At 74.3% G+C, this 25,573-nt stretch carries 18 protein-coding genes; 9 read left to right on the plus strand and 9 right to left on the minus strand.

Annotation, left to right across the window (positions count from 1 at the left end):
* Positions 1–148 precede the first annotated feature (148 nt).
* The 8 genes from purH to FRAEUI1C_RS30625 all read right to left on the minus strand — a co-directional run bounded on the left by purH (position 149) and on the right by FRAEUI1C_RS30625 (position 10,550).
* Positions 149–1,822: a bifunctional phosphoribosylaminoimidazolecarboxamide formyltransferase/IMP cyclohydrolase gene (gene purH / locus FRAEUI1C_RS30590; RefSeq protein ID WP_013427257.1), complete on the minus strand. Its 1,674-nt coding sequence runs from the start codon at positions 1,820–1,822 to the stop codon at positions 149–151.
* A 147-nt stretch (positions 1,823–1,969) separates the two neighbouring features.
* The gene (gene purN, locus FRAEUI1C_RS30595) at positions 1,970–2,563 is read right to left on the minus strand and encodes a phosphoribosylglycinamide formyltransferase (RefSeq protein ID WP_013427258.1); all 594 of its coding nucleotides are present in this window, start codon (positions 2,561–2,563) and stop codon (positions 1,970–1,972) included.
* A 143-nt stretch (positions 2,564–2,706) separates the two neighbouring features.
* Positions 2,707–3,387 (minus strand): helix-turn-helix domain-containing protein, encoded by a 681-nt coding sequence (locus tag FRAEUI1C_RS30600; protein ID WP_013427259.1) that lies wholly within the window; start codon positions 3,385–3,387, stop codon positions 2,707–2,709.
* Positions 3,388–3,480: 93 nt separating this feature from the next.
* Positions 3,481–4,797 (minus strand): cell division protein PerM, encoded by a 1,317-nt coding sequence (locus tag FRAEUI1C_RS30605; RefSeq protein ID WP_013427260.1) that lies wholly within the window; start codon positions 4,795–4,797, stop codon positions 3,481–3,483.
* A 114-nt stretch (positions 4,798–4,911) separates the two neighbouring features.
* Positions 4,912–5,754, minus strand: a complete 843-nt coding sequence (locus FRAEUI1C_RS30610) for a hypothetical protein (protein WP_157735100.1) — start codon at positions 5,752–5,754, stop codon at positions 4,912–4,914.
* Positions 5,755–6,069: 315 nt separating this feature from the next.
* On the minus strand, positions 6,070–6,942 hold the full coding sequence (sucD, locus tag FRAEUI1C_RS30615; protein WP_013427262.1) for a succinate--CoA ligase subunit alpha: 873 nt from the start codon (positions 6,940–6,942) through the stop codon (positions 6,070–6,072).
* Between the two features lie 23 nt (positions 6,943–6,965).
* A complete protein-coding gene (gene sucC, locus FRAEUI1C_RS30620) occupies positions 6,966–8,132 on the minus strand; it encodes an ADP-forming succinate--CoA ligase subunit beta (protein ID WP_013427263.1) in 1,167 nt (388 codons plus the stop codon).
* Positions 8,133–8,546: 414 nt separating this feature from the next.
* The gene (locus FRAEUI1C_RS30625) at positions 8,547–10,550 is read right to left on the minus strand and encodes a serine/threonine-protein kinase (protein ID WP_013427264.1); all 2,004 of its coding nucleotides are present in this window, start codon (positions 10,548–10,550) and stop codon (positions 8,547–8,549) included.
* Between the two features lie 291 nt (positions 10,551–10,841).
* Here FRAEUI1C_RS30625 and FRAEUI1C_RS30630 point away from each other — a divergent pair, with 291 nt between their 5' ends.
* From FRAEUI1C_RS30630 to groL, 4 genes are all read left to right on the plus strand, one after another.
* The gene (locus FRAEUI1C_RS30630) at positions 10,842–12,338 is read left to right on the plus strand and encodes a carboxyl transferase domain-containing protein (protein WP_013427265.1); all 1,497 of its coding nucleotides are present in this window, start codon (positions 10,842–10,844) and stop codon (positions 12,336–12,338) included.
* Between the two features lie 124 nt (positions 12,339–12,462).
* Positions 12,463–13,389 carry an esterase/lipase family protein gene (locus FRAEUI1C_RS30635; protein WP_013427266.1) on the plus strand — a complete coding sequence of 309 codons (927 nt, stop codon included), beginning with the start codon at positions 12,463–12,465 and terminating at the stop codon, positions 13,387–13,389.
* Positions 13,390–13,750: 361 nt separating this feature from the next.
* Entirely contained in the window at positions 13,751–14,056 is a 306-nt protein-coding gene (groES, locus tag FRAEUI1C_RS30640; RefSeq protein ID WP_013427267.1) for a co-chaperone GroES, read from the plus strand.
* Positions 14,057–14,163: 107 nt separating this feature from the next.
* On the plus strand, positions 14,164–15,807 hold the full coding sequence (groL, locus tag FRAEUI1C_RS30645; RefSeq protein ID WP_013427268.1) for a chaperonin GroEL: 1,644 nt from the start codon (positions 14,164–14,166) through the stop codon (positions 15,805–15,807).
* 314 nt (positions 15,808–16,121) lie between these two features.
* Here the strand turns inward: groL and FRAEUI1C_RS41335 are convergent, their stop codons facing one another.
* Positions 16,122–16,499 carry a WhiB family transcriptional regulator gene (locus FRAEUI1C_RS41335; RefSeq protein ID WP_013427269.1) on the minus strand — a complete coding sequence of 126 codons (378 nt, stop codon included), beginning with the start codon at positions 16,497–16,499 and terminating at the stop codon, positions 16,122–16,124.
* 427 nt (positions 16,500–16,926) lie between these two features.
* Here FRAEUI1C_RS41335 and FRAEUI1C_RS30655 point away from each other — a divergent pair, with 427 nt between their 5' ends.
* From FRAEUI1C_RS30655 to FRAEUI1C_RS39165, 5 genes are all read left to right on the plus strand, one after another.
* Positions 16,927–17,328, plus strand: a complete 402-nt coding sequence (locus tag FRAEUI1C_RS30655; RefSeq protein ID WP_095522678.1) for a DUF5319 domain-containing protein — start codon at positions 16,927–16,929, stop codon at positions 17,326–17,328.
* Between the two features lie 250 nt (positions 17,329–17,578).
* Entirely contained in the window at positions 17,579–19,213 is a 1,635-nt protein-coding gene (gene guaB, locus FRAEUI1C_RS30660; RefSeq protein WP_013427271.1) for an IMP dehydrogenase, read from the plus strand.
* Positions 19,214–19,283: 70 nt separating this feature from the next.
* A complete protein-coding gene (locus FRAEUI1C_RS30665; RefSeq protein WP_013427272.1) occupies positions 19,284–20,417 on the plus strand; it encodes a GuaB3 family IMP dehydrogenase-related protein in 1,134 nt (377 codons plus the stop codon).
* Between the two features lie 225 nt (positions 20,418–20,642).
* Complete coding sequence (locus tag FRAEUI1C_RS30670; RefSeq protein ID WP_013427273.1) at positions 20,643–22,274, plus strand: hypothetical protein; 1,632 nt, start codon at positions 20,643–20,645, stop codon at positions 22,272–22,274.
* A gap of 210 nt (positions 22,275–22,484) precedes the next feature.
* Complete coding sequence (locus FRAEUI1C_RS39165; protein WP_041259760.1) at positions 22,485–25,400, plus strand: hypothetical protein; 2,916 nt, start codon at positions 22,485–22,487, stop codon at positions 25,398–25,400.
* Positions 25,401–25,573 lie beyond the last annotated feature (173 nt).

A 25,573-nucleotide genomic window follows, 5' to 3' on the forward strand; every position in this document is an offset into this window, starting at 1 on the left:
CCGAGGCGGTCCGGGTGGTGCCGGCCGCCGCGGCTGATCAGCCCGGCGGGCGCTGAGGCCTCCGGCAGGCGCCGTCCGACGGCTGTCGGTCGGCGGCCCGCGTCGTCCCGGCCCGGCCAGCGGGCCAGGACGACGCTTGGCGCCTCGTCTAGTGGGCGAAGTGGCGCACGCCGGTGAAGTAGAGGGTCACGCCGGCCTCCCGCGCGGCTATGACCACCTCTTCGTCACGGACCGAGCCACCCGGCTCGACGACGGCGCGCACGCCGGCGTCGGCGAGCACCTGGAAGCCGTCCGCGAACGGGAAGAACGCGTCGCTCGCGGCGACCGCGCCCTTCGTCCGGTCACCGGCGCGGTTGACCGCGAGCTTGGCGGCGTCGACCCGGTTCACCTGGCCCATGCCGACCCCGACCGTCGCTCCGGCCGAGGCGATCAGGATCGCGTTGGACTTCACCGCCCGGATCGCGCGCCAGGCGAAGTGCAGGTCGGCCAGGGTCTCCTCGTCCGCGGGGGTGCCGGCCTCCAGCGTCCACGTCGACGGCTCGTCACCGGCCGCGTCCAGCGCGTCCCTGGACTGCAGCAGCAGCCCGCCGGAGACCTGGCGCAGCTCGACGCCGCGCGGATGCGGCGGCGGCGCGCACTGCAACAGCCGGATGGAAGGCTTGCGGGCCAGCACCTCGACCGCGCCCGGCTCGTAGCCCGGCGCGGCCACGACCTCGGTGAAGATCTCGGCGATCTGCTCGGCCAGCTCGACCGTGACCGGCCGGTTGGTCGCGATCACGCCGCCGAACGCCGACACCGGGTCGCAGGCGTGCGCCTTGCGATGCGCGGTCGCGATGTCCGCCGCGACGGCGATCCCGCACGGGTTGGCGTGCTTGATGATCGCCACCGCCGGCTCGGCGAAGTCGTAGACGGCGCGGCGGGCCGCGTCGGTGTCGGTGTAGTTGTTGTAGGACATCTGCTTGCCGTGCAGCTGCTTCGCGGTCGCGAGCCCAGGCGTCGGGTCGTCGGCCGCGACGTAGAGGGCGGCTCGCTGGTGCGGGTTCTCGCCGTAGCGCAGCACGTCCGAGCGGTGCCACTGGGCGGTGAGCACGTCCGGCCACCCGGTCTCGGTCGCGGTCTCGTCCGGGGCGACGACGCTGGCGAACCAGGACGCGACCGCCGCGTCGTAGCCGGCGGTGTGCGCGAACGCCCGCGCCGCGAGCCGGCGGCGGGCGGGCAGGTCGAAGCCGGGGCCGCGCACCGCTTCGATCAGCGCCGGGTAGTCACCCGGCTCGACCACGACGGCGACCGAGGGGTGGTTCTTCGCCGCGGCCCGGATCATCGCCGGGCCGCCGATGTCGATCTGCTCGACGGCCTCGTCCTCGGTCGCGCCCGAGGCGACGGTCTCCCGGAACGGGTAGAGGTTCACGACGACCAGGTCGAACGGCTCGATGTCCAGCTCGGCCAGCGTCTCGGCGTGCTCCGTCAGGCGCAGGTCGGCCAGCAGGCCGGCGTGCACCCGCGGGTGCAGCGTCTTGACCCTGCCGTCGAGCACCTCGGGAAAGCCGGTGAGGGTGCTGACCGGGGTGACGGCCAGACCGTGGCGGGCCAGCACCTGGGCGGTGGAGCCGGTGGAGACGACCTCCACGCCGGCGGCCAGGAACGCCTCGGCCAGCTCACCGAGCCCGGACTTGTCGTAGACGCTCACCAGCGCGCGGCGCAGCCGGCGCCGCCCGGTGGCGACCACCTCGGTGCCGGCGGTGGCCGTGGAATCGCCCGCCGACGACCGTGCCGCCGGGCCGTCGCCGGACGGGACCGCCGTCGCGTCCTGCGGCTTCGTCATGCTTCCTCCTTGTCGGCTCGCCGGCGCAGTCCGCCGGCGGGGCGTCGGTGCCCAGGCCTCTCACCGGCCCGGGGCGGTTCGCCCCGGCGCCCGGTCACGCGCGCGCACCCGCCGTCACCGGCACACGGCGGTCTCCCGCCGGCACCTTCAGGCGTTGCCACGCACGATCTTGCCGATCGTTGCGACGTACAGCCCGCGTTCGACCGCCTGGATTCGGTCGCGCAGGTCGTCCTCGGTGTCGCCCGGTCGGACGTCGACCGCCGCCTGGGCGATGATCGGGCCGGTGTCGACGCCCTCGTCCACCCAGTGAACGGTGACCCCACTGACCTTCACGCCATGCGCCAACGCCTCCCGGATCGCGTGCGCGCCGGGGAAGGACGGCAGCAGCGACGGATGCGTGTTGACCGTGCGGAACCGCCCGATGACCTGCTTGTCCAGGATCTTCATATACCCGGCGAGCACCAGGAGGTCGGGGCGCGCGGCGGCGATCCGCTCGGCGGTGGCGGCGTTGAACGCGTCCCGGTCGGCGTGGTCGCCCAGCTGGACGGTGAAAACCGGCACGCCGAGGTCGGCCGCCCGTCGTTCGGCGCCGGTGTCGGGCCGGTCGGTTCCCACCGCGATGACGCGCGCGCCGAAGGCCGGGTCCTGGCAGGCGTCCAGGATCGCCTGCAGGGTGGTACCCGCGCCGGACGCGAGCACGACCAGGCGAGCGGGGTCGGTCTGCGAAGGCAGCAGGCTCATCTCCCAGGTCTTTCCCAGGCTCGGCGACGCGAGTCGGGAGGCCCTCCCCCGGCCGGGCAGCCGGGGACGGACGAAAGCGGCCGCCGGATACGCCCGGAACCGTGACCGCCCTGACGGCCGGCTCAGCCCGTGGCCGAGGCGGCCTACAACGACCTTCGACTGTACTGACTGGCGGCCCGCGACGCGCCGGAGCAGGCGAGCCGCCCGGCCTCGTCGTCCGGGTGCCAGAACTCCTGCCCGAAGCCGAGGCCCAGGTCGAGCTCGAAGTCCGGGTCGGGCGGGCGGCCGGGAACCGGGCTCGGGCACCCCCCGGCGGCCCCGCCCGGCCCCCTGGCGTCGCGGACCGCCCCGGCGCGGCCCATGGACTCGGCCGGACCACCGACGACGGGATCGAGGGCGCTGTAGTCGAACCCGTCGAGAAGGTCACCGGGCCGGCACAGGTACAGCTCGGCCAGCCGCCGCAACGTGTCCGGGGAGGGCGCCCGGCCGCCGCGGGCCGGCCAGCTCTCCCAGTAGCTGAACGCCTTGTCGTTCTTCGGGTCAGCCGGCCAGCGCGCGGTCCACTGGCGAGCGGCCTGGTCCTGGGTCCAGCCGTGCGCGAGCCGGAAGGCCAGCCTGGCGTTCAGCCGGTAGGCGCGCTGCCAGTGGAGGGCGATCCGCCGGTAGGTCCAGCCCAGCACCCGCAGCGCGGCGGCCTGAGCCCGCAGCTGAGCCGCCGTCGGACGGTGGACCACCGCGACCGGGTGCCCGGCGGCCAGGCGCCGCGCGGGCAAGGGCGGCGCGGACAGAGACGGCGCTGGTGGGGACGGTGCTGGCAGGGTCACGGCGGGCTCCTCCCGGCGCGTGGCCGCTCGTCACGGCCACCCGGACGCGCTCACCGTAGTCACCAGCTCCGACACGTGGCGGGCCAGTCCGGGTCAGCGTCGGCGGACCAGCTCGGCGACGCTGGTGACCAGGGCCCCGGCCATCCCCACCTCGACGAACGTGGCGAGCATCGCCCACCCTGACGCCGGCCCGAGCCGGGCCGCGACTCCCGCGCCGATCCCTCCGCCGGAAACGGCGGCCAGCAGACCGACCAGCAGGGTGCAGACGACCGTCCCGGCGCAGACCATGCTCAGCCGGCCGCCGAACGCGGCGCCCGGGCTCCCGCGCCGGACCGTGAGCGCCAGCGCCACGCCGGCGGCGAGCGGCGCGACCGCCAGAACCAGCCAGGCCCAGCCCGGCAAGGGCGCCGTCGGCAGCAGCCGCAGTACCGGCAGGTCGGGCAGGCTGCTCGGGGCGGCGGTGGTGGGGGTCAGGGTCAGCTCGGGCCCGGCCGCGAAGCCGACCCCCAAGGCGTAGCAGACCCCCCAGACGACCAGGTTGGGCAGCACCGCGACCTGCCCGGCGAACAGGCCGAAACCGCCGACCACCCCGGGGCCGAGACCGTTCGCCGCGGCGGCCACGCTGCCGGCCCGCACGATCAGCAGGACGGACAGGCCGAGCGCGCCGACGGCGGCGAGGGCGGCCGTCGCCGCGCAGCCCGCGGCCAGCGGCACCCGAAGCACCGCCGGCACCAGCCGCCACGCCGAGCGGACCCGGCGGTGGCCGGCCAGCACACCGGCGGTCGCCCCGAGGCCGCTCAGCACGATGGCGCCAGCCACCGCCGAGCCCACGGCCGGCCGCGCGGCCGGCGCCGAGGCGGCCAGGCAGACCGCGAGTACCAGGGCGGTCTGCGCGACCACGACCGCGACCACATCCAGGGCCGCGGCGCGACGCGAGACCCGGCTGGGTGCGCTCGCGGCTGCCTTCGCCCCGGTTGGTCTCACGGCGCCGGCGGCCAGCGTGGCCCCTGGCCGGATCGGGAGCCTCAGCCGGCCGGCCATCGCGCGTTGCAGGAGCGAGTGCTGCTCGGCGCGCGCCGCCGCCAGCCGGTACCCCGCGGACGCGGCGACCAGCAGGGGCATCACGACAAGCCCCAGCGGATGAAAGTGGACGGCGCCGGCGGGCAGCCGCAGGGAGGCGCCATGCGCGAGCAGCCACAGGTCGGCGCCGACCCGCAGCGCCGAACCGGCACCGGCCTGGGCCCTGGTGTCCGCGCCCCAGGCCATCAGGACGAGCAGCTCGACCGCGACCAGACCGGCGGCGCCGGCCGCGACCGGACCGGGCAGGGACACCCCGAACGCGTAGGTGAGCCGGGCGGCCCGGCTGCGCCGGACCACCGCGCTACCGCGGGACGCGACGGGGTGGGCCACGGGGACGACGCTCGCATGTCCCCGCCGGCTGGTCGTTCCAACACGCCGGGTCATCGCCCGGAAATCGGCCCGATCCAGCAGAAATCGCCGCCGATACCGCGTCGGCGGGGCAGGTTAGCCGGGCTGCTGCCCGTAGGGCTGGCCACCGGGCGCCGGCGGCTGCTGGGACGCGGGGTCGTAGCCCGGCGCCGGGGTTCCGTGGCCGGGCGCCGACGGCTGGCCGTACCCGGGAGGCGGCGGCTGCTGGCCGTAGGGCGCCGGCTGGGACGCCGGCTGGCCGTAGGGCGAATATGGCGCCGCGGGAGGCTGCTGGCCGTAGGGCGCCGGCTGGGGCGACTGCCCGTAGCCAGGGGCCGGAGTCGGCTGGCCATAGCCGGGCGCGGGCGTCGGCTGGCTGCCGTAGGGAGCATTCGGCTGCTGTCCGTACGGGGCGCCAGGCGGCTGCTGGTAGGCGTACGGCTGGCCGTACGGCGGCTGGGCGTACGGCGGCGGCGCGCCGAAGGGGGCCGCCGGGGGCCGGGGGCCGCGGCCGGGAATCGACTCGCCGCTCGACAGCAGTCCCATCACGGCGAAGGCGGTGAGGACAGCCGCGCCGATGAGACCGAAATAGAGCCCGATACCCGGGTCATACGGGCTGACGCTCACGAGACGGATGAGGACGAACAACGTCGCCACGCCGCCGAGGATCACATTGAGCAGCGCGGGGCCCACCGGGCCGAGCTGCGGGACTCGCACGCCGCCGAAGCTCCGTGCGGCGACAAGCCCGGCCACACCGACCGAGAGCAGAATCGCGACAACGGGAAAGAATCCGCAGGCCCAGCCCGCGTGACTGGCGCCGCGGTAGTAGTAGTAATCGACCCGCATCCAGGGCAGGAAGCCGGCAATGAACACGACCGCGCCGGCGGCGACCATGCCGACGTCACTGGTTGCGACATCGCGACCAGCGATCTTGACCATTGGGACCAACCCCGCTCTGTCCAGCGTCACGGCATCCGGCATCGCCGCGGCGCGGCCTCTGGTTCAGCAAGCATCGCTGGTTCAGCAAGCATCGCCGCGAAAGTCCTACCGTATTATCCCGGATTCGCGCCGGGGCCGGTCAGGACCATGACAGCCATCCCTGATGGCGACGCGGACCAGCCTCCCGCCGAACCGTGATGCCGAGGCGCCGCACCTGACGAAGCCTGCCACCCGGCCGAGCCACGGGCTATCTGTGCGCCCGGGCCCGACGGTCACCCCGGTGTGGCCAGGTCACGGCCACACCGGGGTCGTTGGTCAGAGCGAGCGCATGATGTCGGCCATCAGACGCGCGGTCTCGGACGGCGTCTTGCCGACCCGGACCCCGGCCTTCTCCAGCGCTTCCTTCTTGGCCTGCGCCGTACCGGACGAACCGGAGACGATCGCGCCGGCGTGACCCATCGTCTTGCCCTCGGGAGCGGTGAAGCCCGCGACATAGCCGACGACCGGCTTGGTGATGTGCGCCTCGATGTGCGCGGCGGCACGCTCCTCGGCGTCACCACCGATCTCACCGATCATCACGATCGCGTCGGTCTCCGGGTCCGCCTCGAAGGCGTCCAGGGCGTCGATGTGGATCGTGCCGATGACCGGGTCGCCACCGATGCCGACGCCGGTCGAGAAGCCGAAGTCGCGCAGCTCGTACATCATCTGGTAGGTCAGCGTGCCGCTCTTGCTGACCAGGCCGATCCGCCCGGGCGGGGTGATGCTGGCCGGGATGATGCCGGCGTTCGACTTGCCGGGGCTGATGATGCCCGGGCAGTTCGGCCCGATGATCCGGGTCTTGCCCTTCGCCTGCGCCGTCGCGAAGAACGAGGTCGTGTCGTGCACCGGCACGCCCTCGGTGATGACGACGGCGAGCGGGATCTCGGCGTCGATCGCCTCGAGCGCCGCGTCCTTGGTGAACTTCGGCGGGACGAAGATGACCGAGACGTCGGCGCCGGTCTGCTCCATCGCCTCGGCGACGGACGCGAACACCGGTACGCCGTCCTGGGACTGGCCGGCCTTACGGGCGTTCACCCCGGCGACGATTTTCGCGCCAGATGCCGCCATACGCTTCGCGTGCTTGCTGCCTTCCGAACCGGTGATGCCCTGCACCACGATCCGGCTGTTCTCGTCGAGCCAGATGGCCATAGTGAGCTGTATTCCTTCTCGACTCAGGCCGCGGCGGCGGCGAGCTCGGCGGCGAGCTTGGCCGCGCCATCCATGGTGTCGACCGGCTTCACAACCGGGAGATTGGCCTCGGCGAGGATGCGTCGGCCTTCCTCGGCGTTGTTGCCGTCCAGGCGAACGACCAGCGGGGTGGTGATGTCGCCCACCAGCTCGAGCGCCTTGATGATGCCGTTGGCGACCGCGTCACAGGCGGTGATACCGCCGAAGATGTTGACGAAGACGCTCTTCACCGACGGGTCGGAAAGAATGATCGAAAGGCCGTTCGCCATGACTTCGGCCGAGGCGCCGCCGCCGATGTCGAGGAAGTTCGCCGGGCGCTTCCCGCCGAACTCCTCACCGGCGTAGGTGACGACGTCCAGGGTCGACATGACCAGGCCGGCGCCGTTGCCGATGATGCCGACCTCACCGGTCAGCTTGACGTAGTTGAGGCCCTTTTCCTTCGCCTTCTGCTCCAGCGGGTCGACCGCGGAGTTGTCGACGAGCGCCTCGTTCTCCGGGTGCCGGAAGTCGGCGTTCTCGTCCAGCGAGACCTTGCCGTCGAGGGCGACGACCGTGCCCTCGCCGGTCAGGATCAGCGGGTTGACCTCGACCAGGGTGGCGTCCGCCTGGACGAACACCTCCCAGAGCTTGGTGAGCAGCTCGGCGGCGCCGTCGAGGGCGGCCTCGGGGAGCTTGGCGGCGACGGCGATCTCACGGGCCTTCGCCAGGTCGACGCCGGCCAGTGGGTCGATGTGGATACGGGCGAGCGCCTCGGGCTTGGTGGCGGCGACCTCCTCGATCTCCATGCCACCTTCGCGGGACGCCATCGCCAGGAAGGTACGGTTCGCGCGGTCCAGCAGGAACGACGCGTAGTACTCCTCCGCGATGTTGCTGGCCTGCTCGACGAGCACCGAGTGCACGGTGTGGCCCTTGATGTCCATCCCGAGGATGGCGCTGGCCTTCTCGAAGGCGTCGTCCGGCCCGTCGGCGACCTTCACGCCGCCGGCCTTGCCGCGGCCACCGGCCTTCACCTGGGCCTTGACGACGACCTTGCCGCCTAGCTCCGCGGCGATCGCGCGGGCTTCTTCCGGGGTGGCGGCGGTCTTGCCGGTGGGCACCGGGACGCCATGTTCGGCGAAGAGGGCCTTCGCCTGGTATTCGAAGAGATCCACGGTCCGTCCAGTGGGGTGCGGTCGGTCAGGGGATGCACGGAACGGATGCGAGCCTATCGACGCACCCGCCGTGACGCGCGCCTGCGCGGTCCAGGCCACGGACGGCACCACCGCTTCACAGCGGTACCGATTGTGACCCACACCGCGCCGTCTGGGCGGCCCGCGGCCGGCATCGACGTAACCGTCTGACACACCGACACGGCCGCACCGCCCATGCACGCGCGGCAGAACCGTACAAAATGCCTGGCCGCACCCGGATGTCGGTGGTATCGAGCTCACCTGGCGGGTTACCCGGCGGCGAACGACAACTGGCTCAACCGGAACAGAACCGACGTCGGCGTATGTCCGATCTCACATCACGCGACTCTCCGAAATCGCCGGCCGGCGCGGGACGTTTCGGCACTGAATACCCGGTCAGCCCCGGCCGGCGGCCACCCCGAGGAAGATCATCGCAAGGATGATCCCGGGCCAGCCGAGCATGATGCCGACCGCCGCCAGGCGATCGGCCCGCCGGGCCGCGGACCGGGCGGCGAGCCGGGCCCGGTAGCCGAGATACACGCCGGCCACACTGCCGAGCCCGAACAGCCAGCACACGGAGAGTACGGCCGACAGCACCGCCGGCACGTTCCAGGCCGCCGCAACGCCGGTGGGAGCCGGCCTCCCGCCGTCGGCGAGCTCGTCACCACGACCGGGACCTCTCCCGGCCGCCGCGTCACCAGAAGGTCGCCCGGCCGCCGCCGGCTGGGGCCGCCTCGGATCGGCGGGCGCACCCGCCGGCGGCGGGTAGGGCGTTCCCGGGCCTGAGACGTCCGATCCCGCCGGCGGTAGCGCCGGCCGGTACCCGCCACCCGCCGGCAGCGCCGGCCGGTACCCGCCACCCGCCGGCGGCATGGGCCGATGCGGATCGGGCGGGGGCACCGCGGGCCGATACGAGTCCGGCGGGGGCAGCGCCGGCCGGTAGGGCGCGACAGGCGGTACCGGCCGGTACCCGCTACCAGCAGGATCCGGACGGTAGGACTCCGGCGGCGGCGGGGCCGGCCGGTACGCGTCGGCCGGCGGCGGGACACCCAGCGAGCCGGCCCGCGCCGAGCGCCAGTCCGGGTCCTGGGCGGGACGGGGGTACTGGTCGGGACGGGGGTACTGGGCGGGACGGGGGTACTGGTCGGGCGCGTCCGCCTGCCGCGGCGGCCAGGGCCGGGGAGGCTCGGCCCGCGCCGGGCCGGCGGGGTACCCACCCGGCCACGGCTGCCGGGGCGGCTGGACGCTGGGCGGCCCAGACGGATACCCGTCGGGCAGCCGCTGGCCGAGCGGATACGCGCCGGTCTGGCGCGGGGCGTCGGGACGTCGTCCGGCCGGTGGGATGTCGCCCGGGCGCGGCTGGCCCAGTGCCGCGGCCGCCGGCCGGGCCCCCGGAGCGGGGGCCGGATCTGGCCGCCAGGTCGCCGGCACGGGCCTCGAGATCGGCCCGGCCGGCGCCGGTAAGGCCCCATCGTGGCGGGCGGCGAGCCTCGGGTCGGGATCCGGGCGCCGAGCCGGCCGGCCGGGCAGCTGACCGGTCCAGTCCCGCTCCAGCACGGTCTCGGTCGCCCGATGCGCCTCACTCATGGTGCGCACCGGGTGGCCGCTCAGGTTGGCGAGCAGCCCGGCGGCCGACGGTCGTAGGCCGGGTTCCTTCTCCAGTGCCGGGATGACCGTCGCGAGCAGGTAGTCGGGCAGGTGGTCGAGGTCCGGCCCCTCCCGCTGGATGCGGAAGGCCAGCACCTCGGCGCGGTCGGCGTGGAACGGATGCCGGCCGGTCGCCGCGTAGGCGACGCAGCAGCCCCAGGAGAAGATGTCGGCCGGCGGCCCGGCCTGCTCACCGCGCATCTGCTCGGGCGCCATCCACGCGAGCGTGCCGACGACGTGGCCCGTGCGGGTGAGCGTGGCGTTCCCGTCCAGCTGGGCGATCCCGAAATCGATCACCCGGGGGCCGTCCCAGGCCAGCAGGATGTTCGACGGCTTCAGGTCGCGATGGACCACGCCGGCCTCGTGGATCGCCACGAGGGCGTCGGCGAGGCCGGCCGCGAGGCCGCGCACCAGCCGCTCGGTCAGCGGCCCGCGCTGGCGTACCGCGTCGGCCAGGCTGATGCCCTCGACGTACTCGGTGACCATCCAGGGCCGTTCGGACTGGGTGTCGGCGTCGAGCACGGCGGCGACCGCGCCTCCGCGGACCCGCTGCGCGGCCCGCACCTCGCGCTGGAACCGGCGGCGGAACTCCACGTCCTCGGCGAGCTCCGCCGAGGCGACCTTCACCGCGACAGGCTCGCGTCGCTCGGTGAACGCCAGATAGACGGTGCCCATCCCGCCCTCGCCGATCCGGTTCTGCAGCCGGTATGGGCCGATGGCGGTGGGATCGTCGTCGGTGAGCGGTGTGAGCATGGCCCCCCTCGCGCTGGCCGCGCGCTGCCGACGAGCCCTGTCGACTTCGCGTTGCGTCACAAGCCGCGCATTCAGCCGCTACCGGCATGATGGTGACTTTGCACAGTATGCCAACGGCGATGCCCCCACCCCACACGCCGGGTTGTCACGTCCAAACCCATGGTGTTTCCCGACCGCCGCGAGACCGGTCGACGGCAGCAGAACGGGGCGCTGGCCAGCGGGTCCGCAGCGCGGAGTGACATTCCGCGCCGGACCGCGACACGGGCACCCGCCGGGCCTGACGATGCGGACATGACCGATCGCCATCCGACGTCGGCCGACCTCCACGCCGAGCGGGGGGAGCAAGCACGCCCCGACCCGGCCCAGGACCGCCCTCGCGCCCCGGCCGACTGGCGCGCCCGCCTGCTCGCCGCCGTCAGTCCGCGGCCACCGGCGCCGCCGGCGCCCAACCGGATCGACTGGCCGGACTACAGCGGACGGCCCGCGGTCTGGTGGGGCGACGGGACGGTCGCGGGAACCCACTGCGTCGTCGCGGTGTGGGAGTTCGCCGTGTACGGCGGGAGCTTCGGCGAGATCGACGCGGCCACCTTCGCCGCGGCGGCCGAGCACGCGACCGCGACGGGCCTGCCACTGTTGTCCTTCCTGCGCAGCGGCGGCACTCGGCTGCAGGAGGGCGTCGCCGGCCTGGTCGGGCTGCCACAGGCGGCGCTCGCGGCGATGCGCCTGGCCGAGGCCGGCGTGCCACACCTGGCCGTGGTCGACCAGCCGACGACCGGCGGCGTGTGGGTGACGGTCGCGTCCCGCGCCGACCTGCGCTGCGCGGTCGCGGGAGCGACGGTCGGGTTCGCCGGCCCCCGGGTCGTCACGGCGGTCACCGGCACGGCCCCCGACGCTTCCAGCCACACCGCCGAGTCGGCGTTCGCGGCCGGGCACGTCGACGTCGTCGCCCAGCCGGACCAGGTCGAGGCCTGGTTGGCGACGGCGCTCGCCGCCGTGACGGCGAAGCCCTCCGGTTCGGGTGCCGCCGGCCCGGCAGAGGTCGGTCCCGACGACGGGATCGCCATGCGGCGCGGCTGGGAGCAGGTCCAGGCGGCTCGCGCGCCCGGGCGGACCGCCGCCGGCGCCGCGCTCGACGCGCTGGCGCCGCGCGGCGTCGAGCTCGCGGGCGGGGACCCGACGGTGCGGGCCCGGCTGGGCCTGCTCGCCGATGCCACGGGTACCGGGGTGGTCGCCGTGGCGCTGGCAGCGGTGCCGCGCGCGGCCCCCGGGCCGGCCGGCTTCCGCCTGCTGGAGCGAGCCGCTCGCCTGGCCGGCCGGCTCGGGCTCCCGCTGGTGACCTTCGTCGACACCCCCGGTGCCGACCCGAGCCCGGCGGCCGAGGCCGGCGGCGTCGCCGCGGCGATCGGTGCGGCGATGGGGGCGGTGCTGGCCTGCCCGAGCCCGACCGTCTGCGTCGTCGTCGGCGAGGGCGGTTCGGGCGGAGCGCTGGCCGCGGCCTGCGTGGACGTCCTGCTGATGGCCCCGGACAGCTACCTGACGGCGCTCGCCCCGGAGGGGGCGGCCACGACGTTGCGCATCCCGGCCGAGCGGGCGGCCGACCTCGGTGGCCTGCGGCCCACCGACCTGCGCCGGCTCGGCTTCGCCGACGGCGTGCTCGGCTCCGGTGAGCCGGCGGCGCTCGCCGCGGCCATCGCCGCGACGCTCGGCCGTCTCCATGGCTCTGACCAGGGCGTTCGCCTCTCCGCCAGGGGCCGGAAATGGTCGACGGGGCTACCTGGACGTCTGTAACCTGACGTCCCCAACCAGCACACCGGCTCCGCCCCTGGCCAGAAAGTGATCACCGGTCATCGCTACCCGACTGCGCAACCAGCTAGGGCACCTGGGCAACGCCGCCGGGAGGGCCACCCGGGACGTGGCGACCGTGCCCTTCGGCGTCGGCCGGGCAGTAACGCGGCGGGTCGGGGCGGCACCGGCGACCGTGCTGGGGCTGGTCACCGAGGCGGCCAGCCTCGCCACCCACGTGGCCTTCTACCCGGCGGGGGTCCGGGCGGGCCGCACGCCGGCCGTGGATCGCTACAGCCTGGCCGGGCTGGCGCCGCTGCAGCGCGGCCTGTTGATCGGCCATCCGGCCGCCGCCGGAATGCCGATCCTGCTGGTGCACGGGCTGGTCGACAACCGCTCGATCTTCGCCCGGCTGCAGCGCACGCTGCGCCGCCGCGGGTTCGGCCACGTCGAGACGGTCAACCTGCCGCTGTACGCCATCGACGTGCCGACCGCCGCGCGGATGCTCGCGGTCACCGTCACCGAGATCTGCGGCCGGACCGGCTACCAGCAGGTCCACGTCGTCGCCCACTCGCTCGGCGGGCTGGTCGCCCGCTACTACGTCCAACGGCTGGCCGGCGACGAGCGCGTGCACACGCTGGTCACCCTGGGCACCCCGCACGGCGGCACCCGGCTGGCCCACCTGGTCCCCCGGGTGGTCCCGTACCGGCTGGTCGCGTCGCTGCGGCCGGGCTCGCCGCTGCTGACGGAACTAGCCGAGCCGGCGCCCAGCTGCGGCACCCGGTTCCTGGCGATCGGCGGCGGGCTGGACTCGGTCGTGCGGCCCGAGTCGGCGGCGCTGCACCATCCCGATCTCGTCGGGCTGAACGTCACGGTGCCCGGCCTCGGCCACCACTCGCTCCCCTTCAACGGCGACGTCGCGCACGGCATCGCCACAGCCCTCGCCGACCTCGACGGTCCACTGACCTGGCTCGACCCATCCGGCAGCCACCCCGCGGCCCGGCACCCGGGTCACGACTCGCCCCCCGACCGTCGATCAGCAACGTCGAACCTCTAGCTCAACCGGTCACCCAACCGGCGAAATCCAGACGAATCGGGAGGGCGCCCTGGCGCCCGAACCGGACGAAACGCACCCCAGGTCCCGACCCTGGACAAGCGCCCGCCCCCGCACTCGACCCCACGGGAGAACCACGTTGGGGAGGGCGCTCAGCGCCCGAACCCGGCTGTGGGGCGGGCGGGCGCTCCGCGCCCGCCCGCCCCACAGCCACTGATCCGACCGGGTCGGTTGACGAGTGCGACACTAATGCTAAGTTGGCACTCGGCACGTGAGAGTGCCAGCGACATACGGCGCCTGTTCACCCGCGACGGCAGGCCGCCAGGGTCGCTCTCTCATCCAGCGTAGGAAGGGGAGGTCGATCGTGACGACCGCCACCAAGGTTGCCATCAAGCCTCTCGAGGACCGGATCGTCGTCCAGCCGTCGGACGCTGAGACCACGACCGCCTCGGGCATCGTGATCCCGGACACCGCCAAGGAGAAGCCGCAGGAGGGCAAGGTCCTCGCGGTGGGCCCCGGCCGGTTCGAGGACGGCAAGCGCGTCCCGCTCGACGTCAAGGTCGGCGATGTCGTGCTGTACAGCAAGTACGGCGGCACCGAGGTCAAGTACGCCGGCGAGGAGTACCTCGTCCTCTCGGCCCGCGACGTCCTCGCGATCATCGAGAAGTAGTTCGGCCTGGGCGTATCCCGGGCGGGTTCCGACGATGTCGGCATCGCGCCCGGGGTACGCCCTTCGGCGTTCTGCCGGGGACCGGCAGCGGGAGGAACCGCAACCATATGAGCAAGATCCTCACATTTCGCGAGGACGCGCGCCACGCGCTCGAGCACGGGGTGAACACGCTGGCCGACGCGGTCAAGGTGACCATCGGCCCGCGCGGGCGCAACGTCGTCCTCGACAAGTCCTACGGCGCTCCCACCATCACGAACGACGGCGTGACCATCGCCCGTGAGGTCGAGCTGACCAACCCGCACGAGAACCTTGGCGCCCAGCTCGTCAAGGAGGTCGCGACCAAGACCAACGACGTCGCCGGCGACGGTACGACGACGGCGACGGTCCTGGCGCAGGCCATGGTTCGCCAGGGCCTCAAGGAGGTCACCGCCGGCGCTGCCCCGGTGTCGCTGAAGTACGGCATCGAGGCGGCCGTCGAGGCGGTCTCCCAGGCGCTGCTCGACGCGGCCATCGAGGTCAGCTCGCGGGAGACGATCGCCCAGGTCGCCGCGATCTCCGCCCAGGACACCCAGGTCGGCGAGCTCATCGCCGAGGCGATCGACAAGATCGGCAAGGATGGTGTCATCACCATCGAGGAGAGCCAGACCATGGGTCTGGAGCTCGAGCTGACCGAGGGGATGCAGTTCGACAAGGGCTACATCTCCCCGTACTTCGTCACCGACCAGGAGCGGATGGAGGCCGTCCTCGAGGACGCCTTCGTGCTGCTGCACCCCGGCAAGATCGGCGCTCTCAACGACCTGCTGCCGGTGCTCGAGCTGGTGGTGCAGGAGCGCAAGCCGCTGCTGATCGTCGCCGAGGACATCGACGGCGAGGCCCTGTCGACCCTGGTCGTCAACGCGATGCGCAAGACCTTCCAGGTCGTCGCGGTCAAGGCGCCCGGCTTCGGTGACCGCCGCAAGGCGATGCTGCAGGACCTCGCCGTGCTCACCGGCGGCCAGGTCATCGCCGAGGAGGTCGGCCTCAAGCTCGACGCGGCCACCCTCGCCGACCTCGGCCGGATTCGCCGGGTCGTCGTCGACAAGGACACCACCACGCTGGTCGACGGCGCAGGCGACCCCGAGTCGGTCTCCGCGCGGGTCAAGCAGATCCGGGCCGAGATCGAGGCCTCCGACTCCGACTGGGACAAGGAGAAGCTGCAGGAGCGGCTGGCGAAGCTCGCCGGCGGCGTCGCGGTCATCCGGGTCGGCGCGGCCACCGAGGTCGAGCTCAAGGAGAAGAAGCACCGTCTGGAGGACGCGGTCTCCGCCACCAAGGCGGCGATCGACGAGGGTGTGGTCGCCGGCGGCGGCTCCGCGCTCGTGCACGTCGCCAGCGCGCTGGACGGCGACCTGGGCAAGACCGGTGACGAGCGGTCCGGGGTTCGGCTGGTGCGGTCCGCACTGACCGCGCCGCTGTACTGGATCGCCCGCAACGCCGGCCTCGACGGCCCGGTCGTCGTGTCGAAGGTCTCCGAGCAGCCGGTCAACCACGGCTTCAACGCGGCCACCCTGACCTATGGCGACCTGATCGCCGACGGGGTCATCGACCCGGTCAAGGTCACCCGGTCGGCCGTCGCGAACGCCGCGTCGATCACGGCGCTGCTGCTGACCACCGAGGCCCTCGTCGTGGAGAAGCCGGCCGAGGCGGCCCCCGCCGCGGCTGGTCACGGCCACAGCCACGGGCACGGCCACAGCCACGGGCCTGGCTTCTAGGCAGGTACCGCGGAACGAGAAGAGCCCGGCCGGTGCACCAGCACCGGCCGGGCTCTTTCGTCGCCTGGGCGACCGGGTTCGTTGCCTCGGCGACCGGCCACCCTAACCACGACTACCGAGCATTACCAGCCTCTCACCATGCGCAGCGTCCGCGCACCCATCGCGGGTGAGCCGGCCGCCGGCCCCGCGATGTCGGGCATCTGGCCACCCGCCGGCCCCGGTTCCCGACACCGCCGGCGCCCCGGCTCTCGACACCGCCGGCGCCCCGGGTATCTGTCGCCCCGGCTCCCCGCGTCCAGCACCGCCGGGCCCCCTCAGGCGACGACGGGCGCCTGCCGGTAGGCGTCGGCGGCGTCGGGCGCCGGGTTCGCGACGTGCCCCACCGGCACGTTGTTCTGGCGCGCGCCGCCGCGACGGGTCCGGCCGGTCAGGATCGCCTCCCGCTCGGACTCGCTCATCCCGCCCCAGACCCCGTAGGGCTCACGGGCGGACAACGCGTGCTCACCACATTCCTTGATCACCGAACAGCGCGCACAGATGGCCTTCGCGGCCGCCTCGCGCGCCGCCCGGGCCGGGCCACGCTCCCCCTCCGGATGGAAGAACAGCTCGGTGCTCTCCCCCCGGCAGGCGCCGTGCAACTGCCATTCCCATTTCTCCGCGCCGGGTCCAGGCAGACGTCGGACGTCGGTCATCGGCTGAGCCCCCCTCGTTCGCCCTCAGCGTTCGCCCCTCGGCCGTCGAGCCGCGGCGGCGACCTGCGTCGCCCGCACACCGTAGGCCGGCCCACCCCTTTTTCGATCTTGAAAAATTCACCCGGCCGAGCCGGTCGCGCCGGGCCGGAAACCCCCGCGGACGCGGTCCAGGCGGTCGCGGTCGCGCCGTCACCCCACCGACGCGGAAGAGTCAGATGATTGGGCGCTACCCGCCGCCAGGCCGGGCAACCGGGCCCGCCGCCCGGAGTTCGCGCTGGTCGGGCCGATTTCCCGGCCTGATGGGAGGAACAACCGGACGTTGACCAGGACGCCGGAAAACGGGACGACATCTCCGGACAGTCACCCGAAGGTTCAGGCATCCCCGGATCCACGGCCACTCCGTGGGCCGACCCGCGCTGGGCGTAGCGTGGAGCGAGTGAGCGACGAGCCCATCGACCCGTTCGCGGACGATCCGGAGGACCCGGCGTCCGAGCTCGCCCAGCTCGACCTGGGCGACGACCTGCTCGAGCCGCTCTCGCTCCACGAACGCGAGGAGGTCCTCGCGGAGCTCGGCGATCTGGACGTGTTCAGGACCCTGTTGGAACCGCGCGGCTACCGCGGGCTGGTGGTCGACTGCGAGGGCTGCGCCGAGCCGCACTACTTCGACTGGGACCTGCTGACCGGAAACCTGCGCCATCTGCTCAACGAGGGCAGGACCCGGGTGCACGAGCCGGCGTTCGCCCCTGACCCGAGCTGCTACGTCTCCTGGGACTACGCCCGCGGCTACGCGGACGGCGTCTGCGAGGCCTCGGAGGCCTCCGAGGCCTGAGCGCCTTCGCTCGTTGGTGACAACGCCCACATGGTGGGGTGGCTGACCCTTTCGACCGGCATCGTCGCCGGCACACTGTTGTTTCCAGCAGATGTCGGCCCGGGCGGTACCGGCCAGGCGGGCCGGCGCGCGATGACGGTGTGGGCTTGCCGGCTCGACGAGCGTGGGCGGGCCCGGCAGGGGTCATGATGTCTGCACGGGGTCTCTCAGAACCCCGCAGCCGGCCGGCGCAACCCGAACGGAAGGTGCAATGGACGCTCCCGTCGCCACCCCGACCTCGATCGCGGCCTCGACGTCGGCCCGGCCCGCAGCGGCCAGCGACCGCGTCGCCGACCCGGCCGGACTCCCCGACCTCGCCGACCAGGCCGCCGGCTCGGAGCTTCCGACGACGAAGCTCGCGATGCTCGGCCTGACCTACGACGACGTCCTGCTGCTGCCGGCGGCCTCGGACGTCGTCCCGGCCGAGGTCGACACGTCGACCCGGCTGTCGCGCAACATCCGGCTGGCCATCCCGCTGGTCTCCTCGGCGATGGACACCGTGACCGAGCACCGGATGGCGATCGCGATGGCCCGCCAGGGCGGCGTCGGGGTGCTGCACCGCAACCTGTCCGTCGAGGACCAGGCGCAGCAGGTCGACATGGTGAAGCGGTCCGAGTCCGGCATGATCAGCGCCCCGATCACCTGCGGCCCGGACGCCTCCATCGACGAGGCGAACGCGATGATGGCCCGCTACCGGATCTCGGGCGTGCCGGTCACCGGCGAGGACGGCACGCTGCTGGGCATCGTCACCAACCGCGACATCCGGTTCGAGCGCGACTTCGCCCGCCCGGTCCGCGAGGTGATGACGCCGATGCCGCTGATCACCGCCCCGGTCGGGGTCAGCAGCGACGAGGCGCTGCGGCTGCTGCGCCAGCACAAGATCGAGAAGCTGCCGATCGTGGACGGCCGCGGCCGGCTGTGTGGGCTGATCACCGTCAAGGACTTCACCAAGCGGGAGCGCTACCCGCTGGCCACCAAGGACGCCGACGGCCGACTCATGGTGGGCGCCGCGATCGGCGTCGGTGAGGACGCGTTCAAGCGGGCCCAGGCCCTGGTCTCCGCCGGCGTCGACTTCCTCGTCGTGGACACCGCCCACGGCCACCAGCGGGCGGTGCCCGAGATGGTGCGCCGGATCAAGGCCGAGTGGCCGCGGGGCATCGCCGGCCGGCCGTTGGACGTCATCGGCGGCAACGTGGCCACCGCCGCGGGCGCCGCGACGCTGGTCGCGGCGGGCGCCGACGCGGTCAAGGTCGGCGTGGGCCCCGGCTCGATCTGCACCACCCGGGTCGTCGCCGGGGTCGGCGTCCCCCAGGTCACCGCCATCTACGAGGCGGCCCGCGCGGCGCGCCCGCACGGCGTCCCGGTGATCGGCGATGGCGGCCTCCAGCACTCCGGCGACATCGCCAAGGCGCTCACCGTCGGCGCCGACACCGTCATGCTCGGCAGCCTGCTGGCCGGCGTCGACGAGAGCCCGGGCGAGCTGATCTTCATCAACGGCAAGCAGTACAAGGCCTACCGCGGCATGGGCTCACTCGGCGCGATGCGCAGCCGGGGCGGGGCGCGGTCGTACTCCAAGGACAGGTACTTCCAGGACGACGTGCTCTCGGACGACAAGCTCGTCCCCGAGGGCATCGAGGGCCAGGTGCCCTACCGTGGCTCGCTGGCCGCCGTCGCCCACCAGCTCGTCGGCGGGCTGCGCGCCGGCATGGGCTACGCCGGTGCCCCGACCGTCCGCCACCTGCAGGACCACGGCCAGCTCGTCCGGATCACCACGGCCGGGCTGATCGAGAGCCACCCCCACGACATCCAGATGACAGTCGAGGCACCGAACTACACCGGCCGTTAAATAGGTACGGCCAGGCCGTAGGTCGGGGGCGGGGTTTCCGCTTGGTGCGCTCGTGAAGGAAAGGCCAGCGTTGGCTGAGGTTGAGATCGGCATCGGTAAGAGTGCGCGGGTCGGGTACGACCTGGCGGCGGTCGGGATCGTCCCGTCCCGGCGGACGCGCGACCCAGCGGACGTCTCGCTCGCCTGGCAGGTGGACGCCTACCACTTCGACCTGCCGATCGTCGCGGCGGCGGCCGACGCCGTCAGCTCACCGGAGTCCGCGATCACGGTCGGCAAGCTCGGCGGCCTCGGCGTGCTGCACGTCGAGGGGCTCTGGACGCGGCACGAGGACCCGCTGCCGCTGGTCGCCGAGCTGGCCGGCCTGCCCGCCGCGACGGCCACAAGCCGGCTGCGCGAGCTGTACCGGGCGCCGATCCGCCCCGAGCTGATCGCCGAGCGGGTCGGTCAGGTCCGGGACGCGGGCCTCGTGACGGCCGCGGCGCTGCGGCCCCAGAAGGTCAAGGCGCTGAGCGCCGATCTGCTCGCCGCCCAGGTCGACCTGCTGGTCATCCACGGCCCGGCGGTCTCCGCCGAGCACCAGTCGACCCGGACCGAGCCGCTGAACCTGAAGCGGTTCATCGGTGACCTGGACATGCCGGTCCTGGTGGGTGGCTGCGCCTCGTTCTCCACCGCGCTGCACCTGATGCGCACCGGGGCCGCCGGGGTGATCGTCGGGGTCGGCACGGGGGGTGGCGACGCGAACCGGGCCGAGCTCGGGATCGGGGTGCCGCTGGCGACCGCTATCGCCGACGCCGCCGGGGCCCGGATGCGCTACCTGGACGAGTCGGGCGGCCGGTACGTGCATGTGATCGCGCACGGCGACCTGCGGACCGGCGGGGACATCGCCAAGGCCGTCGCCTGCGGCGCCGACGCCGTGATGGTCGACGGGGTGCTCGCCGGCGCCACCGACGCACCCGGCCAGGGCGGCATGTGGTCGATGGACGTCCTGCACTCCGACCTGCCGCGCGGCGGCTGGCAGCCGGTCGAGCAGGCCGGCACCCTCGAGCAGATCCTCGTCGGCCCGGACCAGGGCGGCGCCGCGAGCACCGTCAGCCTCGCCGGCGCGCTGCGGGCCGCGATGGCCACCACCGGCTACGCCAGCCTGAAGGAGTTCCAGAAGGCGGAGATCATGCTCTCGGCGGCGGCCGGCCAGTGGTCGCGCTGAGGCTCGGCTCGGACGGCCCAGGACAGCACTAGACGTCGCGAGCCGGTCACGCCTCGTCGATCGCAAGGGTCGGGTCCCCACCTGATGGCCTGGCCCGGGCACCCTGTGGGCCAGCTGTGGGCGGCGTTGGGCTTGGTCTGAGATGGCCGGCGCGTACCCCCGGCGTCGGCGTCACGCCCTACGTGGCACCCTTGGAGCGTCCGTCTCCATCCCGAAGGATCACAAATGCGCCTCGACGAGCACGGCCGCTGGGTCAGCGACGACGGCGCCTACGTGTGGGACGAGAGCGCCCAGACCTGGCAGCCGACGACGTCACGCCCCGGTGGTTCCCCAGCCGCCGGCCCGACCGGCCCCTCCGCCGCCCGCGGTGGTGGCGGGACCGGCGCCTACGGCCCCGGCGGCGGTCAGCGGCCCGCCCAGGCGGAGACCGGCGGCTACGGGCGCCCGGGCGCCGGCCAGCAGGGCTACGAGGAGCCGCGGACCGGCAGCTTCCCGCTGTTCGGCGCGGACCCACGGGGCGGCCGCGACCGCGAGGCCTCCTGGGCCCCGGCCACCGGTCCCTACCCGCAGCCGTCCACCACCGGCCGGCCCGGATCCGGCTACGGCGCGGACCCGCCGACCGGCGCGAACCCGCTGGACACCGGCACCAACTGGCGTGCCGGCGCGGCGCCGACCCGTGGCGGCGCCGACCGGGGCCCGGGCGCGCCCGCGGCCCCGGGCACCGGGCAGTCCCGGTCCTGGTCGGCCAGGGACCCACTGGGCACCGGCCCCTACAACCGCCCCGAACCCCTGGGCGGCGGGCAGTACGACCGTGCGGACCCGCTCGGCACCGGCCCCTACGACCGCGCGGACCCGCTGGGCTCCGGCGGCTCCACCCGCGGCGGCTACGACCGGGCCGACCCGCTGTCGGGCCCGTTCAACCGGGCCGACCCCCTGGGTACCGGCCCGAGCACCGGCAGCTGGACGCGCGGCGGCACCGGCCCCAGCCAGAGCCGGGGCCCCGGGACCGGGCCGGCGCAGAGCCGGGCCGGCTCGGGCGGCACCGGCCCGAGCAGCGCCCGAGGGGCGGACGGTCTCGACGGCGGCCCGAGCCCCGCCATGAACCGGGCGGCGGCCCCCGTCCTGGGCGTCGACTCCACCGGGCCGCTGCCGACGGACGCCGGCGCCCGTGGTGGCAGCGGCCGGTTCAGCACGTCCACCTTCACCAAGGCCGGCTCGGGTACCGGGCCACGGGTGGCCCGGCCCAGTGACGACCTCGACGATGACCTCGGCCGGGACGTCGACGACCTGCTCGTCGACGACGACGAGGACGACGAGGACGCCGACGAGCAGGGCGGCCTCACCGGTGCCCGCGGCAGGCTGCGTGGCCTGGCCCGGATGGGTGGCGCCGAGGCGGGTCGCCGTGGCGGCCCCGGGCACGACGAGGACGAGGACGACGACCTGGACGAGGACGACGAGCGTGGCGGCCGGGGTAGGTCCGCCGGCGCTCTCGTCGGCAAGGTGCGGGCGTCCCGGGGCCGGATGCTCGCCGTCGGCGCGGCGGTCCTGGTCGTCGTGATCGTCGCGGTCGTGCTCGTGCTGAAGACCACCGGCGGCAGCGGCTCGTCCGGCACGGGCACCACCGCTGGCGGATCCGTCCCGGCCTCACGCCAGTACGACGCGAGCATCCGCAAGGTCTACCTCGACCAGTGCGTCCAGCAGAGCAACGGCGCGCAGGCCTACTGCAACTGCACCTTGCAGAAGCTCGAGGCCGGCTACAGCCAGGAGGACTTCCTGCGCATCAACGCCGACCCCACCTCGGCGACCGGTCAACGGGTCGTCAAGGAGATCAAGGACGCCTGCAAGTCGCTGAGATAGGGCCGTCCGGGGCCGAGCAGCGGCGCCTGCCCCGGGCGGGTCCACCGAACGCCGGATGGGGCGGTCCCACCGCCTCGACGGGCAGGTCATACTGGTTGGCAACCTTTGGTCGGCTTCGTCGGGGCCTGTGGCGTCCCCGCCTCCGACCGCTCCAACCTTCACTCCACGCGCGCGGGATGCGGCGTGGCACCGGACCAGGGGTGCACAGGCTTGCCCACCGATGACCGCGGTCGCCTGCTGAGCGACGACGGCGCCTGGGTGTGGGACGCGGGTTCCCACCAGTGGCTGCCGCATGTTCGCCAGCCGGGCAACCCTGGGCCGTCGGTGGCCGCGAGCCGTGACGACTTCTTCGCGGTCGAGCGGGTCGACGAGGCCGCGTCGGCGCCCCGCCCGAACGGGACCACGGCCGACGCCGCCTGGGTCATCGGCGGCTCGACGACCCGGCCGCGGACAGACGGCGTGGTCGACCCGTTCGCCGTCAGCTCCAGCCACTGGGACCGCAACGGCTCGGACACCGGGCTGTCGGTCACCGGGATCGACGTCGGCCCTGCCCCGTCGGTCGCGGGCCCCACGCAGGTCAGGCCCGGCTATGGCCCCAGCGCTCAGGCTCCGGTGGCGCCGACGGCTCGGACGTGGCCCGCCCAGCCGAGCGGTGGCACGGCGGCCGAGCCCGGGCCCCAGCGCCCCAGCCCGGTCAGCGGTCCGGTCCGGTTGGGGCCGGTGACCGGCTCCGTCCGGGTTGGCGGCGACCCTCCCGTGGCCGGCCGCACCCAGCCCGCCGGCGGCGCCCCGACGGCCTGGAACCCCGGGCCGCTCCGCCAGACGCCGGGTGCCGCGTCCGGGCCCGCGGCCTCACCGCTGAGCGCTCCCGCCCCGGCCCCGGACCCGGCGGCACCCGTCAGTGCGGCGCCGAACATCTTCTTCACGCCGGCCCGGGGGCTGCCCGTCACCCAGCCGGGCGCCGGGCCGTCGTCCGGCCAGCCCGCCCCGGGGGCGACCGACGCAGGCACCCGCACGGCGAACCCGTGGGCCAGCCGCGCCGCCGAGAGCATGCGGGCCAGCCTGCCGGATGCCACGGCGTCGCCCTGGCGGACACCGACGGTGGACGGACCCAACGGACGGGCGGCTGGCTTCGACCCGTATCCCGTCGCCAGGACGTCGCCACCAGCGGCGGGCTCCCCTCCGGCCGGGAGCGCGACCCCCGGCTTCGCAGCGCCAGGCGTCCCGTCCGCGGGCAGCCAGCCGCTGAGCCCCCAGCCGTTCGGCGCGCGGCCGTCCGGGGCCCAGCCGTCCGGAGCCCAGGCGCCCGCGGTCCAAGCGCCCGCGGTCCAGACCCCCGGAGTTCGGTCACCCGGTTCCCCGGCGGCCCGCCGGGCCACCTCCGGCGAGCCGGCGCAGGCCGTCCCGGGCTTCGGCGCGGCGGCGGGCGACCCGGCGTCGAGCGACTGGCGGACGCCGGTACGGCCCACCGCGCCTCCGGGCGGCGGCGAGCCCGGGGCGAACGGACAGTGGCGCCGCCGTACGGGTAGTCCGATCATCGACCCCCGCGATCCCCTCGGCACCGGCGATCTGCCCTCGTCACGGCCGATCACCTCGTCGCGGACCGGCCCGCCTCCCCAGCGTCCTGGCGCACCGGCGTCCCCGAGCCTCCCAGCGGCGCAGTCCCCGCTCGCGGGAACCGGCGGCCAGCAGCCAGCGGCCAGCGGCGCCGGGCTCGCGTCGGCGCCGGTCGGCCAGCCAGGCCGGCCGGCGGAACCCCGCGTCCAGGGCCCTGGACGTCGATCCCGCCGTCACGGCCAGCCCGGCCCGGCCGCGCGCGATTCCCAGCACACGGCCGGCGACGCCGTTCACAACGGGGCATCCGCTCAGAACGGGGCCGCCGCGGCGTACGGCGAGCCGGGCCGCGGGGCGGCTCCGTTCGGCGCCGCTCCCGGCAACCACGTCGGCGCCGTTCCCGGCGCCACCGCCGGGCGCGGCCGTCGCGGCGGCGCGGAGCACGTCGGGGCCCCGCCGGCTCCGGTCGAGATGACCTCGGTGCTTTCGAGGGCGATCGGTGGCGGCCGGGCGGGCCGGGACGTGACAGCCGACCCGAGCCGGCCTCCCGGGCCAGCCGAACAGTCGGCCGAGACTCGCGCGCGCCACGCGGACGCACCGGCGACGGACCTGCTCGATCCCGTGCGGCCGGGTGTCGGTGGCCCGGCCACGACCGGTCAGCCGGGACGGACCGGACCGCGCCGCCACACCGCGGGCCGGTCCGGAACCGGACCAGGGCCCGACCAGGGCCGGGATGAGACGCGCCGCAACGGCGGGCCGCCGGACGCCCGCGGTGGGGCGTCCGGCCCGACCGGCGGCTACCGGGGCGGCCCGGGCGAGCGTCCCGACGACGCCCGGCCGGTCAGGGACGAGCTCGCCGACCTGCTGGAGCCGGCCATCCCGGCCGATGCCCACGAACCCGCGGCGACGGCGTCGAAGGTCGGCCCGACCGGCACCCGGCGCAGATTCGCCACCGAGGACCTGTCCGACCTCCACGACGAGATGGCCTCGCGGCAGGCGCCGACCGCCCGGCGGGGCGCCCACGGTGACGCGGCCGACCGGCTGACCTGGTTCCGGCACGGCTGGCTCGGGCCGCTCGCGGTGGCGGTCACCCTCGCGCTGGTCGCGCTGGGTCTCTACGTACTCGTCAGCGGCCGGGGCGGGGGCGGCCGGGGCGGCGGCAGCGTCGTCGCGACCACGCCGCCCTCCCCCGCCGGCACGAACCCGGACGCCAAGGTCGGCAAGGCGCTCGTGGACGGCACCTACATCTGCCAGGCCGGACCGTCGGCGAGCGTCTCGGCCACCGCGGGCGCCACGACGGGCGCCACCACGGTGGCGGCCGGCACGACCAGCGTTCTGCTCGTGCCGGCGACAACCGGCACCTACACCTGGAACGGGCAGTCTGGTGCCTACGTGATCGCGACGCCGAACTACGACGACCCATCCAACATCATCGCGTCGGTCTCGTTCTCTTCTGGACCCCTGCAGGGCGACACCGCCACCAGCATCGCCGGCTGGCCGAAGGGCGGTGGCCGAGTGACGGCGACCGTGACGCTCACCAAGGGCAACAGCATGTTCTGCAAGCTCAACTAATTTTGACGAGACGTTGCCAAACTGTCACCGAAAGGTTTCGACTGCGACCATCGGTGACCACTTCGCGCGGCCCCGGCGACCACTCGACCGGCCCCACCGGCCGCGCCGATTCGTCGTGAAGGACCCAGTCGCCGGGTTTCGAGCGGGGTGCGGCAGGATCAGGGGCCATGCAC

The organism is Pseudofrankia inefficax, assembly GCF_000166135.1.
Lineage (GTDB): Bacteria > Actinomycetota > Actinomycetes > Frankiales > Frankiaceae > Pseudofrankia > Pseudofrankia inefficax.

What these genes read in the sequence shown, in the direction of transcription:
- purH (WP_013427257.1), bottom strand. Translation starts at nt 1,822, where the DNA reads ATGACGAAGCCGCAGGACGCGACGGCGGTCCCGTCCGGCGACGGCCCG.
- purN (WP_013427258.1), bottom strand. Translation starts at nt 2,563, where the DNA reads ATGAGCCTGCTGCCTTCGCAGACCGACCCCGCTCGCCTGGTCGTGCTC.
- FRAEUI1C_RS30610 (WP_157735100.1), bottom strand. Translation starts at nt 5,754, where the DNA reads ATGGTCAAGATCGCTGGTCGCGATGTCGCAACCAGTGACGTCGGCATG.
- sucD (WP_013427262.1), bottom strand. Translation starts at nt 6,942, where the DNA reads ATGGCCATCTGGCTCGACGAGAACAGCCGGATCGTGGTGCAGGGCATC.
- FRAEUI1C_RS30625 (WP_013427264.1), bottom strand. Translation starts at nt 10,550, where the DNA reads ATGCTCACACCGCTCACCGACGACGATCCCACCGCCATCGGCCCATAC.
- FRAEUI1C_RS30630 (WP_013427265.1), top strand. Translation starts at nt 10,842, where the DNA reads ATGACCGATCGCCATCCGACGTCGGCCGACCTCCACGCCGAGCGGGGG.
- groL (WP_013427268.1), top strand. Translation starts at nt 14,164, where the DNA reads ATGAGCAAGATCCTCACATTTCGCGAGGACGCGCGCCACGCGCTCGAG.
- FRAEUI1C_RS41335 (WP_013427269.1), bottom strand. Translation starts at nt 16,499, where the DNA reads ATGACCGACGTCCGACGTCTGCCTGGACCCGGCGCGGAGAAATGGGAA.
- guaB (WP_013427271.1), top strand. Translation starts at nt 17,579, where the DNA reads ATGGACGCTCCCGTCGCCACCCCGACCTCGATCGCGGCCTCGACGTCG.
- FRAEUI1C_RS30670 (WP_013427273.1), top strand. Translation starts at nt 20,643, where the DNA reads ATGCGCCTCGACGAGCACGGCCGCTGGGTCAGCGACGACGGCGCCTAC.